At 33.1% G+C, this 16,112-nt stretch carries 14 protein-coding genes; 8 read left to right on the top strand and 6 right to left on the bottom strand.

All coding sequences use genetic code 11. From position 1 onward, the window contains the following. Positions 1–32 precede the first annotated feature (32 nt). From pcaF to B4E95_RS09555, 5 genes are all read left to right on the top strand, one after another. Positions 33–1,238 carry a 3-oxoadipyl-CoA thiolase gene (gene pcaF / locus B4E95_RS09575; RefSeq protein WP_286496259.1) on the top strand — a complete coding sequence of 402 codons (1,206 nt, stop codon included), beginning with the start codon at positions 33–35 and terminating at the stop codon, positions 1,236–1,238. A 156-nt stretch (positions 1,239–1,394) separates the two neighbouring features. After that, positions 1,395–1,988, top strand: a complete 594-nt coding sequence (locus B4E95_RS09570; RefSeq protein ID WP_291062445.1) for a transferase hexapeptide repeat family protein — start codon at positions 1,395–1,397, stop codon at positions 1,986–1,988. A 56-nt stretch (positions 1,989–2,044) separates the two neighbouring features. Beyond that, on the top strand, positions 2,045–4,096 hold the full coding sequence (gene paaZ / locus B4E95_RS09565) for a phenylacetic acid degradation bifunctional protein PaaZ (RefSeq protein WP_291062447.1): 2,052 nt from the start codon (positions 2,045–2,047) through the stop codon (positions 4,094–4,096). 78 nt (positions 4,097–4,174) lie between these two features. After that, on the top strand, positions 4,175–4,930 hold the full coding sequence (locus B4E95_RS09560; protein ID WP_291091333.1) for an enoyl-CoA hydratase/isomerase family protein: 756 nt from the start codon (positions 4,175–4,177) through the stop codon (positions 4,928–4,930). Between the two features lie 99 nt (positions 4,931–5,029). After that, positions 5,030–5,464: an FKBP-type peptidyl-prolyl cis-trans isomerase gene (locus B4E95_RS09555; protein ID WP_291062450.1), complete on the top strand. Its 435-nt coding sequence runs from the start codon at positions 5,030–5,032 to the stop codon at positions 5,462–5,464. Positions 5,465–5,520: 56 nt separating this feature from the next. On the opposite strand, the gene B4E95_RS09550 is transcribed toward B4E95_RS09555, so the two are convergent. From B4E95_RS09550 to B4E95_RS09525, 6 genes are all read right to left on the bottom strand, one after another. After that, entirely contained in the window at positions 5,521–5,871 is a 351-nt protein-coding gene (locus B4E95_RS09550; protein WP_291062452.1) for a hypothetical protein, read from the bottom strand. Between the two features lie 21 nt (positions 5,872–5,892). Further along, positions 5,893–7,575, bottom strand: coding sequence for an RluA family pseudouridine synthase (locus B4E95_RS09545; protein WP_291073465.1), 1,683 nt, complete (start codon positions 7,573–7,575; stop codon positions 5,893–5,895). A gap of 102 nt (positions 7,576–7,677) precedes the next feature. Then, on the bottom strand, positions 7,678–8,472 hold the full coding sequence (locus B4E95_RS09540) for a hypothetical protein (RefSeq protein WP_291051711.1): 795 nt from the start codon (positions 8,470–8,472) through the stop codon (positions 7,678–7,680). 138 nt (positions 8,473–8,610) lie between these two features. Further along, complete coding sequence (locus tag B4E95_RS09535) at positions 8,611–9,375, bottom strand: hypothetical protein (protein ID WP_286494881.1); 765 nt, start codon at positions 9,373–9,375, stop codon at positions 8,611–8,613. 7 nt (positions 9,376–9,382) lie between these two features. After that, positions 9,383–10,270, bottom strand: coding sequence for a glycosyltransferase (locus B4E95_RS09530; RefSeq protein ID WP_291051707.1), 888 nt, complete (start codon positions 10,268–10,270; stop codon positions 9,383–9,385). Further along, complete coding sequence (locus B4E95_RS09525; protein WP_291051813.1) at positions 10,230–10,763, bottom strand: methyltransferase; 534 nt, start codon at positions 10,761–10,763, stop codon at positions 10,230–10,232. Before B4E95_RS09525 ends, B4E95_RS09530 begins: the two co-directional genes overlap by 41 nt. Before the next feature lie 90 nt (positions 10,764–10,853). Here B4E95_RS09525 and B4E95_RS09520 point away from each other — a divergent pair, with 90 nt between their 5' ends. From B4E95_RS09520 to B4E95_RS09510, 3 genes are all read left to right on the top strand, one after another. After that, positions 10,854–11,246, top strand: coding sequence for a hypothetical protein (locus tag B4E95_RS09520; RefSeq protein ID WP_125349490.1), 393 nt, complete (start codon positions 10,854–10,856; stop codon positions 11,244–11,246). Positions 11,247–11,391: 145 nt separating this feature from the next. After that, positions 11,392–11,691, top strand: coding sequence for a hypothetical protein (locus B4E95_RS09515; RefSeq protein WP_291091331.1), 300 nt, complete (start codon positions 11,392–11,394; stop codon positions 11,689–11,691). A gap of 98 nt (positions 11,692–11,789) precedes the next feature. Continuing rightward, on the top strand, positions 11,790–16,112 hold the full coding sequence (locus B4E95_RS09510; RefSeq protein WP_291091329.1) for a CusA/CzcA family heavy metal efflux RND transporter: 4,323 nt from the start codon (positions 11,790–11,792) through the stop codon (positions 16,110–16,112).

The following is a 16,112-nucleotide window of genomic DNA, read 5'->3' as shown; positions in this document are numbered from 1 at the left end:
GCATAAAGTTTTAGGCATAAAGCTTTAAAACAATGAACCAAACATATATTATAGATGGAGTTAGAACTCCAATTGGTAAATTAAAAGGTGGATTATCTGCTGTTCGTCCAGATGATATGGGGGCAATGGTAATCGCCGAATTATTAAAAAGAAATCCATCAATTGATCCTGCTGCATTCTACGATGTAATTTTAGGGAATGCAAATCAAGCAGGAGAGGATAACCGTAATATAGCTCGTATGTCGGCTTTATTATCTGGATTACCTTACACAGTTCCAGGTGAAACAGTGAATCGTTTATGTGCTTCTGGCTTATCAGCTGCAATTGCAGCATCGAGAGCAATTCAGGTTGGTGATGCACAATTAATGATTTCTGGTGGAGCAGAATCGATGACACGTGCACCTTTAGTAATTTCTAAATCGGCTTCTCCATTTGGTGGTGATGCACAAATTTATGACTCAACTTTTGGTTGGCGTTTTATTAACCCAAAAATGAAAGAAATGTGGGGAGTTGATGGAATGGGTAATACAGCTGAAAATTTAGCAGAGCGTGATAATATTTCGCGTGATGATCAAGATTTATTTGCGGTTTGGTCTCAACAAAAAACGGCTGCTGCGCAAGCGAATGGACGTTTAGCGAAAGAGATTGTTCCTGTTGTTATTCCACAACGTAAAGGTGATGCTATTATTTTTGATATAGATGAATTCCCAAAGAATAATACAACAATGGAGATTTTATCAAAGTTACGCCCAGCTTTCAAAGCAGATGGAACGGTAACTGCGGGTAATGCTTCTGGGCTTAATGATGGTGCGGCAGCGAATATTTTAGCTTCTGAACAAGCGATTAAAGATTTTGGTTTAACACCAATGGCACGTATTGTTTCTTCTGGTGTTGCAGGTGTTGAGCCTCGCATTATGGGAATTGGACCAGTGAATGCAACTAAAATTGCATTAGAAAAAGCTGGTTTAACAATGAATGATATTGATGTAATTGAATTAAATGAAGCTTTTGCAGCGCAATCTTTAGCATGTACGCGTGCATTAGGTTTAGTAGATAACGATTCTCGTATCAATCCAAATGGTGGAGCTATCGCTTTAGGACATCCACTTGGAATGTCAGGAGCGCGTATCTTAAATTCTGCGGCTTACGAATTACAAGCTACAGGAAAACGTTATGCATTGGTTACAATGTGTATCGGTTTAGGACAAGGTTACGCTGTAATTATTGAAAGAGCATAAAAAATAGATTCTAGTATTGAGAAGTTAGATATTAGATTTTAGTGATGTTGAACTTGTTTCAGTATCACATTAACTTAATGAGATTCTGAAATAAACACAGAGTGACAATTAAATAAAATCTCATTACTCAATACTACTATCTCAAATCTACAAATTATGATTTACGAATTCAAAGGATATAAACCCGTTGTTCATCCAACAGCATTTATTCATCCGCAAGCTGTAGTGACAGGAAATGTGATTATTGGGAAAGATGTTTACATTGGTCCAGGTTGTGCGTTACGTGGTGATTGGGGACAAATTATTATCGAAGATAATTGCAATGTACAAGAAAATTGTACGATTCATATGTTTCCAGGAACAACAGTTCAATTAAAAGAAAAAGCGCATATCGGTCACGGCGCAATTATTCACGGCGCAATAATTGGTCGTAATTGTATGGTTGGGATGAATGCAGTTGTTATGGATAATGTTGTGGTAGAAGACGAATGTATTGTTGGTGCTTTAGCTTTTGTAAAGGCTGATACACATATTCCGACTAGAAGTGTAGTGGTTGGAAATCCTGCAAAAATCGTAAAACAAGTTTCGGATCAAATGATCGAATGGAAAGATCAAGGTACTCAACAATATATGCAATTACCAAGTGATTGTCATGATAGTTTAAAACCTTGTGAACCATTAACAGAAGTTCCAGATTATTATTACGAGTCAATGGCTTCGAATTATAAAACGTGGAATGAAAGTAAGTAAAACGATTTTCGAAATTCGAATTCCGTAAACGTATTAAAAACACAAACAACATAAAAATGGCTAAACAATTAGAAAATTATGCTTTAGGACAATGGACAAAAGGTTCGTCTGAAGGGCAAATGTTATATAACGCCATCAATGGCGAAGAAATAGGAACTGCATCATCAGCTGGATTAGATTTCGGTGCGATGATGGATTATGCACGTACAGTTGGTGGACCAGTTTTACGTAAAATGACGTTCCAAGAAAGAGGTTTAATGTTGAAAAAATTAGCCTTATACTTAATGGATCGTAAAGAAGAATTTTACACGGTTTCTTGGGCAACAGGTGCAACACGTGCAGATTCTTGGGTTGATATTGAAGGAGGAATTGGAAACTTATTTGCCAATGCATCTTTACGACGTCAATTCGGAGATCAACCATTTTATGTTGAAGGAGAAACGCATAAAATCTCTAAAAACGGAACATTCTTAGGTACACATATTTTAACACCAAAACGAGGTGTTGCAATACATATCAATGCATTCAACTTTCCAGTTTGGGGAATGTTAGAAAAAGTTGCGGTTAATTTATTGGCTGGAGTTCCAGCTATTGTAAAACCTGCGACAATTACATCTTTCTTAACGGAAACTGTTGTTCGCGCAATCATCGAATCTGGAATTTTACCTGACGGTGCTTTACAATTAATCACAGGTTCAGCAAACGGAATTTTAGATAATGTAGAGTCAGAAGATGTTGTGACATTTACAGGTTCTGCTTGGACAGGACAAATGTTAAAAGCACATCCAAGAATTACTTCAGAAGGTGTTCCATTCAACTTAGAAGCAGATTCTTTAAATGCTTGTGTTTTAGGAGAAGATGTACAAGTTGGCTCACCAGAATTTGATATTTTCATTAAAGAGGTTACACGTGAAATAACAACTAAAGCAGGACAAAAATGTACAGCGGTTCGTCGTGCATTGGTGCCAGCTCATTTGGTTGAGGATGTTCAAATTGCTTTAGGACAACGTTTAGCAACGACTACAATTGGAGATCCAAATGTGGAAGGTGTTCGTATGGGAGCTTTAGCGGGAGCAGCGCAAGTAAAAGAAGTTCGTGAGAAAGTAGAAGAATTAGCTAAAACACAAGAAATTATTTTTGGAAACTTAGATAATTTCGAAGTAAAAGGTGCTGATAAAAACAAAGGTTCTTTCATTTCTCCAATTTTATTCTTCAACAACGATCCATTCAATAAAACGGACGTTCACAATATCGAAGCTTTTGGACCAGTTTCTACGATTATTCCTTACAATGGAACTGCCGAAGCAATTGAGTTAGTGCGTATGGGGAAAGGATCGTTAGTGTGTTCTATTGTTACTGCTGATAATGATATTGCGACTGAATTCGTATTAAATGCAGGTTCATTACATGGGCGTATTGTTATTTTAGATGCTGAATGTATCAAAGAATCGACAGGTCACGGATCACCACTTCCTTTATTAGTTCACGGAGGTCCAGGTCGTGCAGGAGGAGGAGAAGAAATGGGAGGAAAACGTGGTGTATTACACTATATGCAACGTACAGCAATCCAAGGTTCTCCAAATAAATTGACGGCAGTTACGCAACAATATCAATACGGAGCAGATTATATTGAAGAAGATAAACATCCATTTGCGAAGCATTTCGAAGAAGTAAAAGTTGGTGATACATTAATCACAGCAAAACATACGATTCAACAATCAGATATTAATGCATTTGCAGCTTTATCTGGTGATAATTTCTATGCACACGTTGACGCAACTTCTTTAGAAGGAACTATTTTTGAGCGTAATGTTGCTCACGGGTACTATTTATTGTCTAAAGCGGCAGGTTTATTTGTTTTAGCGAAAAAAGGTCCAGTTTTATTAAACTATGGTTTAGATGAATGTCGTTTTGTGAAGCCTGTATATCCAGGTTCTACAATTGGAGTGCGTTTTACGTGTAAAGAAAAAATCGATCAAGAGAAAAAAGATGAAAACGATGTGGCAAAAGGAATTGTTCGTTGGTTAGTTGATATTTACGACGAAACGGGAGAAACAGTTGGTATTGCAACAATTTTAACAATGGTTAAAAAATTAAATCAAGATTAATTTATTTAGATAATGTGATAATTCGTTAATTAGCTAATAATTTTCAAATTATCTCATTAACATATATTCAAATTAGAAATGAAAGCTTACGTAAAATCAGATATACAAAACGGAATTGGTACAATTGAATTCTTTCATCCACAAAGTAATTCAATGCCAGGTTCTCAATTAAGAAACTTAGCATCTGAAATCGAGAAATTAGGAAACGATGACGAAGTAAAAGTTATTGTTTTGAGAAGTGCTGGAGACAGAACATTCTGTGCTGGTGCATCTTTTGACGAATTAATTTCAATCAAAGATAGTGAAACTGGTCTAGAATTTTTCTCTGGATTTGCATACGTTATTAATGCGATTAGAAAAGCAACAAAATTCGTTTTAGCACGTATTCAAGGTAAAGCAGTTGGTGGTGGCGTTGGAATTGCATCGGCAGCAGATTATACTTTTGCAACAGAATTTGCGTCTGTAAAGTTATCAGAATTGGCTGTAGGTATCGGACCTTTTGTTGTTGGACCAGCAGTTGAACGTAAAGTTGGAAATTCTGCTTTTACACAAATGGCGATTAATGCAACTGAATTCCAAACAGCAGAATGGGCAAAAGAAAAAGGTTTATACGCAGATGTTTTTGAAACTATTGAGGAAATGGATGCTTCTATCAATTCTTTAGCTACTAAGTTAGCTAACTCTAATCCAGAAGCAATGAAACATTTGAAACGTGTTGCGTGGGAAGGAACAGAAAATTGGGATGAGTTATTAATCGAGCGTGCAAAAATTTCGGGTGAATTAGTTTTATCAGAATTTACGATTAACGCGATTAACAAATTCAAAGCAAAATAAGAATACAATATAGTTTATAAAAAAATCCACTTCATTTGAAGTGGATTTTTTATCTTAAAATAATTTAGATTTTGCAATTGTTGTTTTTAAATTTGCAGTATGGGAGTAGCTGAATTATTATTAAAACGTAAACAAGAATTAATCGAAAAGAACAAAACAGAAGGTTTAGCTTTTCGAGAAGAATATAAATTAAAAGAAGGTGTAACCGAAACTGATAGTGGATTATTGTATGAAGTAATCACATTGGGAGAAGGAGTGAAACCAATTTTGTCCGATACCGTTTTATGCCATTATCATGGAACAAATATCAATGGAGAAGTTTTTGATAGTTCGGCTCTACGCAAGAAACCTGCAGCTTTTCCTTTGGAAAATGTAATAAAAGGTTGGGCAGAAGGAGTACAATTAATGCCTATCGGAAGCAAATTTAGGTTCGTTGTAAAACCAGAAATTGGTTACAAAGACCGAGAAATTTCGAAAGAATTAGGTCCTTACTCTACTATGATTTTTGAAGTAGAGTTGATGGGGATTTTATAAAATATTAAAAAATAAAACCATTTCTAATGAAGTGGTTTTGTTTTTTAATATTTTCTCTATTTTTTCAATATTTCATCAAAAAATTCTTTCGAATCGTTATCAAACGTAGGTTTTTGTAACAATAATTGAGAAATTTTTACAATTTTATCAAAATCTTGTTGTGTAAAATATTCACCAAAATGTTCGTTGCAAAAATCACCAACATTTCCTAAAACGATATTCACTTCATCTTCGCTCAACTCACCTTTTTGTTTCCAACGTTCACGGAACAAACTTGCTGCTAAATAAGAAGAAATATCAATCAAATCATCAATCGAAATGTTAGATCCGTTTTTCAATTTTGCCATAATCAACGTATCCATATCGCGATAAATCACTTCTCGTATTGTCAAATCTTTATTTTCCATTCTTTGTATTCTTTCGCAAAATTAGAGATTAAAATTTGGTTCTACCTGAAATTTCATCAATTCTTTCGTTTTTGGATGTGTAAATTCCAAAGATTCTGCATGTAAATGTAAACGATTTGCTTTTTTTCCATATAAATCATCGCCAATAATTGGCGCATTTAGTCCCAAACGATGCGAAGCATGCATGCGCAATTGATGTGTACGACCAGTAATTGGATAAAAATAGACAAGCGTTTTATTGCTTTTTCTTGTAATGACTTCATATTTCGTTTGTGCCTTTTTTCCATGTTCATAACAAACCATTTGTCGTGGTCTATCGTCCAAATCGACACGCAAAGGCAAATCTATAAAACCATAATCGCGCTCAATATTTCCATCTAAAAGTGCAATGTAGCGTTTCTGAACTTTACGTTTAATGAATTGTTGTTGAAGAAGTTTATGACTTTCTTTATTTAACGCCAAAACAAGAATTCCAGAAGTTGACATATCCAAACGATGAACAATAATTGGACCTGTTGCCAATGGAAATTGATGTTTAATTCTAAGATAAACCGAATCTTTAATTTCAATTCCAGGAACCGAAAGAAACTCTTCTGGTTTATTGATAACAACCAGATCATCATCTTGATATAAAATTTCTAATTCTTCAACGGTAGAATTTTGCTTCAACAATAAGTTTTCATTCAGTTCAATTCCTTGCAACATATGTCCCAAAATAGGCTCACATTTTCCTGTACAAGCTGGATAAAATTGACCATGTTTTCTAACTTCAGACTTTGGCGAATCTCCCCACCAAAACTCAGCCATACAAATTGGTTCTAAATCATTTTGAAACGCATATTGCAATAATTTGGGTGCAGCACATTCTCCAGCAGCAGCTGGAGGTTGTTGAAAAACAGTGTTCGAAAAAATCTCTAATAATCCTTTTTCTTGCTTAAACTTATTCAAGAACTGATATTGATTAAATAATTGATTTTGAAGCGAATTAGATTTTGTTTTTCGTTCTTCTTTTAATGAATTGATTTCAGTCTCAAAAACATTTATTTTGTTTAATAAAAACTGTTTTTCAGCATCAAGTTTTTCACTCAAAACTCTGAATTCGTATTTATCGCGTAAACTTTGTTTGACTAAATCTTCTTCAAAACTCTGAAGTTCTTCTTGAGATAAAGTTGGAGAAATTGTTTCGCGTTGAAATTTTCGGTTTTTTTTATTTGATTTTAAAAGTTGTTTTCCTTCTTCAATTTTTAATTTAGAATTGATTTCAAATTGAATAAAATCTTCTTTAAGTTGTAGATAGTTTTGATTATTCTCTAATGATTCTAAAATACGATTGATTTCATTCAAACGTTCTTCTTGTTCTAAGAAAAAACCATTTTTATTCAACATATCAAAAACAGGTGGAACAAAAAGTTTGTGCTGATTAGTATTAGCTAATTTCCCCGAAACAGCTGCTAAATATCCGACTTCATTTTTTTTATTTCGAACAACTAAAACTCCAAACATTTTACCAATTGGAGTAGAAGATAGATCATTTTCTAAACCAAAATTATGTTCAAAATCGGTTTGAGTTTCCAAGTATTTTTTTAGCTCTTTACACGCTTGCTTCGCAATTTCAGTTGGTTCATAATAAAATGGATAATCAAACTTTTCGGGAAGTTCGTATGTTGTAATTGGTTGTTTAAAATATTGAAAATAACTGGACATTTGTTTCTTTAAAATCGATGCAAAGATACAGTTTAAGGTATAAATTTAGAAAAGAATAGTTTTAAAATACCAAAAAAAAGCTTGATTAATCAAGCTCTTTTTTTAATCGTCTATCGTATCTTTTTTGATGATTTTCGTATTATTTGGTACTTTTCCGTATAAAAAGTCGAGGTATATTTTACTGTAAGAATTAAATAATTGGAGTAATTTGAAATAATTTACATCATTCAATTCTATTTTAGATTCTGTATTCGTTAATGCATTATCAATGAAATCTCTGATTTTGAATTTCGGAATTTTTAAATCATTTGTAAAATAATCTTCACCAAAATAATTCTTAATTTTTGTAATTTTATCGTATTTATCTTCATAATCAAGCAATGCTTTTCGTTGTTTTGCTTTACCAGAAAAAACATCATAAATACGCCCAATGTCCAATCTCGTCAACGTAATATCTCCACTTAAAAATCCAGCTTTCAACGAAGATGTATCTTTTATAGGTTTGATATCAGGATTAACACCAAGACTTTTATAAAGTTTTGTTACAACATCAGCTTTTTTTCCATTTTTGACATCTTTTTCAAGAATTCCTGTCAATTTTTGACCAATATATGCGGTATTCAATTGAATTGTCTGCACAGCTAAATGCACTACAATTGTTTGTTTATTGAATAAATTTGGTCTTAATATAATTAGTCGATTTTCGTACCAATCAGATTGTATTTTTAACGTGTCATTTACTTTTGCTTGAATAAGAAAAGTTCCTGTAAAATTAGAAATTGTTGTATGATTTGTCCTCAGATTTGTAACGTAAACTCCTTCTGCTGTATCGTCAGAATCGTCAATGATAATGTTTCCTTGAACCCATTTTTCTTGTGCAAAAATAAAATTCGACAACAGCAATATTAGAATGGTAAATAGTGATTTCAATTGTTCGTGATTATACGTTTAATTATTTGTACGAAGATAAGTCTTAATAAATTAGCATCAATTTTGTTAACGTTTATTGGCTAAATTTTAAAAATCTATTAAGAATTATTGATTTTTGTTTTGATTTAATTCATTCAAATAATCTTTCGCATAAGATTCTAAATCAATCATTATCGTACCAAATTGTCTGCTCAAAACTTTTTCTTGAAGCGGATAACGCGCATTAACATAATATAAAAATTCTTCTATTTTATATTCAGGAATTTGTAATTGATTTGTATAAAAATCTGTAGGATAATAATGTTTAACTTCTTGAACGAGAGAAAGTTTTGTTTCGTAATTACGTACACGACGTTGCTCACGATAAAATCCATTCATATGACCAATTAATCGAACAGGATTTAAAACATCCATTGGTTTGAACTTCGCAATATCTCTTTTAGGTTCCAAATCTCGTAAACGTTGATCAAGACCCATTTTATCGTACAAATCTGTTTTATTATCCTTGTGATATTTAGGTTGTAAAGGACCTTTACCAATTGTAGCACCGCTTAATTCAATCGTTTCAATATCCAAATGTGCTTGTAAAAAACCTTTGTTGTAAATGTTTTGATTGACTACAATTTTTCTTGGAATCAAAAAATCTGCTTCAAACAAAATCGTGTCACCAACATTTGCTTGAATAGAATAATAGCCTGAAGGACTTGTATATGTCTTACTTTCTGACGTCAGATTTTCTATACGAGCACCAGAAACTGAGGAAATATAATCGTTTCCCTCGTCTACAACCACAGAACCAGTAATCAACTTATTTTGCGCAAAGCTGATGAATGGAAAGATAAATAGCGTGTATGTTAACCAATATCGCATGTAAGATTTAACCTTTTATTTTTTGTTTCATTTTCGACCAACGATAATTTCGGATAAATTTCTCTTGATCTCGATTTACCATTTTTTTTGTACCATTAATTTTAGCTTCAAAAAAACCTTTCAAATAATACAAAATATATGTTGGTTTCTTTTTACGTAAAGCCAATTTTGTGCCAGCAATTAATGTAATCCAAAATCCATAACCTAGTGAATAATAAGCTGCACCTTGTTTGTAAAGCGCCGATTTATTGTAACTCGCACCAGTTGGTTTTAGATGTTTGATGTGTAAAGATTCGTCTGTAACAACTTTCCAACCATAATATTTGCACAACAATTCGTCCACTGTATCCCAACCCATATGGGCTCTCAATCCTCCAATTTTTTCGTAACAATTTTTTCGATAAGCTTTAAATGCACCACGAATATGGTCTTTATCTGTCAGATTTTCAAGTATCCATTTTCCGTCTTTGTCAATATAAGCAAAACCACCAACCATTGCAATATCATCATCTTGATTAAAATGAGTTAAAATAGTCTCAAAATAATTGAACGGAATATCTAAATCAGCATCCAATTTAACAATAATATCATAATTAGGATCAATGATTTCATATCCTTTTAAGAAAGCTTGTATCACTTTGCTTCCTGGTTGATGTTCACCTTTTGATAAGATATTCCTTAATTTGATAAACGGATATTTAGCTGTAAATTCTTCTACAATTTGTTGCGTTTTATCGGTTGAATGATCGTTTACAACAATCACTTCATGCGGCAAAACAGTTTGATTAACGAGAGAATTTAGCGTAATCGCAATAAAATCTTCTTCGTTATGTGCAGGTATAACAATAGAGTATTTAGTAAGAAAAGTCTTTTTTTCGTTCTGCGTAGACAGCATAATATCTTGGTGTAATTCTTCTTAATAAGGGTCTTATTCCCAGTTTGTTTGATGGATGCGTCCATTTGTGACGATGTATCACATTCCATCCAGCTTTTTCCATTAACATGTCAAATTGCCAATCTTCAAATTCGTGATAATGTACATCTCGCACATCATTTTGATTACGATAAGCAGGCGAAAACCACAAACGCATCGGAATTGAAGCTAATAATTTATCTCCAGGCAAATTTCGTAGCACTTCCATTGGATTCACCAAATGTTCTAAAATTTCTAAAGCTGTTACAAAGTTAGCATCATAATTTTGCAAATCCTTATAATAATAGTCCAAATCGTCGCCATTTGTATTTTTTACATCAAAACCATTTTCCAACATCACATCTGTAAAAGGATTTTTGATTCCTAAATCAAGAATTTTATCAATAGGTTGAGCAAATTGTTTCAGCAAAGCTAAGGTTTCATTGTATCTTTTTTGTGGATATACTTTGTACATTGTGTTAGTTGTTTTTCGGATGATAAATTTAATCATCTATTTTAATATTGCTCGTTTCTATTTTAAATTTTTTTATTGCAAATTTGCCAGATGAAAACGATTGGATATTATCGATTACGAAATAAAAATAAAGTAGAAGGTTTTGCGAAGGAGATAGATGGAGTAACCTATTTTAAAGGTTATAACGAGTTTTCTTGGCACGAAAATGCTTTACAATTTGATACCATAGATATTGGAATAGATATATTGGATAAACGAAATCGACGATTATTTACCAATGATATTGTGTTGTATAAAGTTTCTAAAAAACCATTCTTGCGTACAGGTTTTGTCGTTTACGAACCAAAATTGAAAGAATTTGGAATCGTAGACCAACAAAGTTTTCATTTTACACCTTTCTATGTTGAAGGTTTGTGTTTATTCGATCATGATAAACTAGAAGTAATTTCTCATTTATTTACGAAGAAAGAGGTTTCTAAGTAAGTTTAACGAGATTTTTCCATTAATTAAATTTGAAAGAAAGCAAAATTGACTGTACATTTGGATCGTGAAACTATGGGCAACTAAAATTTTAATTTTTTTTTATATAACGACTTCAACTCAATTTTGTCAGTTATATAAATTTCCAGTGTTTATTTCTCATTTTATTGAACATGATAAAGGAGGAGATTTTTTGGATGAAATGAAAACTTTTTTAGTTCATCATTATGGAGGACATGAGGTTGATGCGGATTGGGAAACTGACCAAAAATTACCTTTCATGAAAGTTGAGTTTGTTCATATCGACTTTTTTTTCTCTCCTATAAAACTCTTTGATGTTTTACACTTAGATAAAGAAATTTCTACCACTTCAATCAAAATATTTGATGAAGATTTTTTACATACTTATTATTTAGATTCTATCTGGCAACCGCCAAAACAAGCGTGATTTTTTTTAGATTTATGATAGATTGATTCTTTCAATTTATCCAATTTCAGCTATTTACAACTTGTATTTAGCACATTTTTAATCTATACAATTTTACGATGTTAAATAAAATTATTGATTTTTCAATCAAGAATAAATTTATCGTGGGTTTGTTTACGTTGGCTTTGTTGATATTTGGTATTTACGATGCGACAAAATTACCCATTGATGCACAACCTGATATTACATCTAATCAGGTTCAAATTATCACTGTAGCGCCTTCTTTTAGTGCAGAAGATATTGAGCGTTTAGTGACTTTTCCTATCGAACAAGCTAATTCTAATATTGGCGGGATTACCGAAATTCGTAGTTTTTCTCGTTTTGGATTATCATTGGTAACCATTGTTTTTGATGACAATACAGATGTTTATTGGGCGCGACAACAAGTAAGTGAACGGTTGATTCAGGTTCAAAATGAGATTCCAGAAGGTATTGGTGAACCACAACTTGGTCCAATTTCGACAGGGTTAGGGGAAATCTATCAATATGTTGTTCGTCCTGCCGAAGGTTACGAAGATCAATATGATGAAACTGAATTAAGAACAATTCAAGACTGGATTGTTCGTCGTCAACTTTTGGGCGTTCCTGGAGTAGCGGATGTGAGTAGTTTCGGTGGAAAATTGAAACAATACGAAATAGCGATTGATCCGCAACGTTTACAATCTTTTAATCTGACAATTAATGATTTATTTGATGCACTGAGCGAGAATAATCAAAATACAGGTGGAGCTTATATCGAAAAAGGTCCTACTTCTTTATTTATCCGTTCTGAAGGTTTAATTGGTAAAATAGAAGATATCGAAAATATTTTGGTCAAACGCTCGCAAAGCGGAACACCTATTTTATTGAGAGATGTTGCAGATGTAAAAACTGGTTTTGCTACACGCTATGGTGCAATGACATATAACGATACAGGTGAAGTTTCTGGTGCAATTGTTATGATGTTGAAAGGAGCGAATAGTAACGAAGTGGTTAAGAATGTACAACAACGTATCGAAGAGATCAAAAAGACGTTACCTGATGGAGTTGTTATTGAACCTTTCTTAGACCGTAAAAAAATGGTTGACAATACTATTCATACGGTTGAAACGAATTTACTTGAAGGAGCCTTAATCGTTGTCTTTATTTTGGTACTTTTCTTAGGTAATTTACGTGCTGGTTTTATTGTAGCTTCTGTCATTCCTCTGGCCTTATTATTCGCGATTATTATGATGAATATTTTTGGTGTAGGTGGAAACTTGATGAGTTTAGGCGCATTAGATTTCGGATTGATTGTCGATGGTGCTGTGATTATTGTAGAAGCGGCGATGCATCAGTTAGCACACAACAAAAAATTTGGGTTGAAGAATAAATTAACGCAAACTGAAATGGATCAAACAGTTGGTTCTTCAGCTAAAAAAATGGTGAATTCGGCTGTTTTTGGTCAAATTATTATTCTAATCGTTTATTTACCAATTTTTACTTTACAAGGAATAGAAGGAAAGATGTTCAAACCAATGGCGCAAACAGTTGCTTTTGCTCTGATTGGTGCATTTATTCTTTCGTTGACTTATGTTCCGATGATGACTACTTTATTCTTAAGTAAAAAGAAGAAAGTCAAACCAAATTTATCGGATCGTGTAATGGCTAAAATTGAGATTTTCCATCAGAAATATTTAATCAAAGCCTTAAAAGTTCGTACTATTATTCTAGCTGTTGTACTTTCACTTTTCACTATTGCTGTTTTTGTGATGTCTCGTTTAGGTGGAGAATTTATTCCTGCCTTAGAAGAAGGAGATTTTGCTGTAGAAGCGCGTATTTTACCAGGAAGTAATATTACGACAACAATAGAATACACAAATAAGGCAGCTAAAATACTGAAAGATCGTTTCCCTGAAGTTGAAATGGTTGTCACGAAAATTGGGAGTGGAGAGATTCCTACCGAGCCAATGCCAATGGATGCAGGAGATATGATTATTGTTTTGAAACCTAAAAAAGAATGGACTTCTGCCACAACTTTTCCAGAATTATCGGATAAAATGAGTAAAGCTTTGGAAGATGTTCCAGGACTTTCAACGGGATTTCAATTTCCTGTTCAGATGCGTTTTAATGAATTAATGACAGGAGCACGACAAGATGTGGTGGTGAAAATATTTGGTGAAAATTTAGATAGTTTAGCCAATAATGCAGAGAAATTAGGAAAAATAATCAATACTGTAAAAGGAGCGCAAGATTTGTATATCGAACCAATTAATGGAATTCCACAAGTTGTGATTGAATTTGATCGTGCTTTATTAGCGCAATATGGATTGAGTATTGGAGAAGCAAATCGAATTATTAATATGGCTTTTGCAGGACAATCTACTGGAATGGTTTTCGAAGGTGAAAAACGTTTTGATATGGTGGTTCGTTTAGCAGAAGATAAACGCGAGAATATCGAAGATATTCGAAATTTATTGATTCCTACTGCTTCTGGAATTCAGATTCCATTGAATCAACTGGCAAAAGTAGATTATAAAAATACGCCAAATCAAATTCAGCGCGAAGATGCAAAACGTAGAATTGTTGTTGGATTTAACGTAAAAGGACGCGATATAGAGAGTGTTGTGCTAGAGTTGCAACAAAAGGTTGATGCTCAAGTCAAACTTCCTACAGGTTATTATACAACCTACGGTGGAGCTTTCGAAAATTTGAATCATGCTAAAGCTCGCTTAGGTATCGCTGTTCCAGTCGCCTTGGTTTTGATTTTTGTCTTGTTATTTTTTGCATTCAAATCAATCAAAGAAAGTTTATTAATTTATACAGCTATTCCGCTTTCTTCAATCGGTGGAATACTATTCTTAGCTGCGCGAGATATGCCTTTTAGTATTAGTGCTGGAGTTGGATTTATAGCCCTTTTTGGAATTGCAGTTCTAAACGGAATTGTATTAATCTCAGAATACAATCGTCTACGTGATAACGGAATTAAGAATACAACTCGAATTATTATTATGGGAACACGAACTCGTCTTCGTCCCGTCCTAATGACAGCCGCTGTAGCCTCTTTAGGTTTCTTACCAATGGCTCTTAGTAATGGTTCGGGCGCAGAAGTTCAACGTCCATTAGCAACTGTTGTCATCGGAGGATTAATGGGTGCAACTTTTCTTACCCTTTTTGTTTTACCAATTTTATATGTTATGTTCGAAAATATTCATTTTAAAAAGAAATCAACTCGTCATAAATCATTTCCTACAGCTATTTTATTAGTTTTGTTTGGAGCAACTGCCAATGCGCAAGAGCGTATGAGTTTTGATGAGGTTGTCAAATTAGCCGATGCGAATAACCTCGAAATTAAACAAGCAGAATTGACTACTGTTTATCATGAGAAAAATGTATTTGCCAATCGTTCACTTTCACCTTTAGATATAGCTGCGGAATTTGGACAAGTGAATTCGGGTGAATTTGATAACAAATTTACTATTTCGCAATCGTTTCAATTTCCTGTGGTTTTTAAACGCCAAAAAGCTTTGAACGAACAAATGATCAGTACTTCTAAAGCAAATGAACAATTGGCGAAAGTTGAAGTTAAACAACGATTAGCCAATTTGTATGTCAATATGCAAAATACAGAATATCAACAAGATTTATTGAAAGATAATGAATTGATTTACCAAGAGTTTTTGAAGAAAGCAAATTTACGTTTGAAGAAAGGTGAATCAAACAGAAGTGAGGTTTCAACAGCTATTATTCAGTTGAAATCGATTCAAAATCAATTGAGATTAGTTGAGAATGAATTAGAAAATGAATCAAGACAAATTCAATTTTTAACCAATTCATCATTCAAAATTTATCCAACAAAAGATGGTGTAAATTGGAATGAAATTGCAGGATTATCTGTTTCAGATGCACATCCAATGTTAAAATTAGCTGAAGAAAATATTCAGACTTCTACTTTAGAAACTGAAATAGAAAAATCAAAGAAAATTCCAGTTTTAACAGTTGGATATTCAAATCAAAGCTTTTCTGATTTGGACAAAAATCGATACAATTCTTTTCAAGTAGGATTTGGCTTACCTTTGTTTAATAGAGGAATTAATTCGTCAATCGAAGCCTCAAAAGTTAAAACTGATCTTGCAAGACAAGCGTATACTTTACAACAATCGAAGTTGCAACAAGACTTTGATGTATTAAAAAATAAAGTAAATGCTTACGAAGAAATGGTAGGGGATTTTGAACAATCTCAACTTCCTGCTGCGAATGATTTACAAAAAACAATTAATCGTCAATTACTAGAAGGAGAGATTAATTTTTTGGATTGGGTGATTTTGAATAATCAAATCATCGAAGTGAAAACAAAGTTTTTAGAAGCAAAGAATTTACGTAATCAGGCTTATGCCGCAATGACTTTTTATACTGCACAATAA

It is taken from the genome of Empedobacter sp. UBA7494 (genome assembly GCF_002478465.1).
Taxonomy (GTDB): Bacteria; Bacteroidota; Bacteroidia; order Flavobacteriales; family Weeksellaceae; genus Empedobacter; species Empedobacter falsenii_B.
This window is presented reverse-complemented; position numbering and strand designations above follow the sequence as displayed.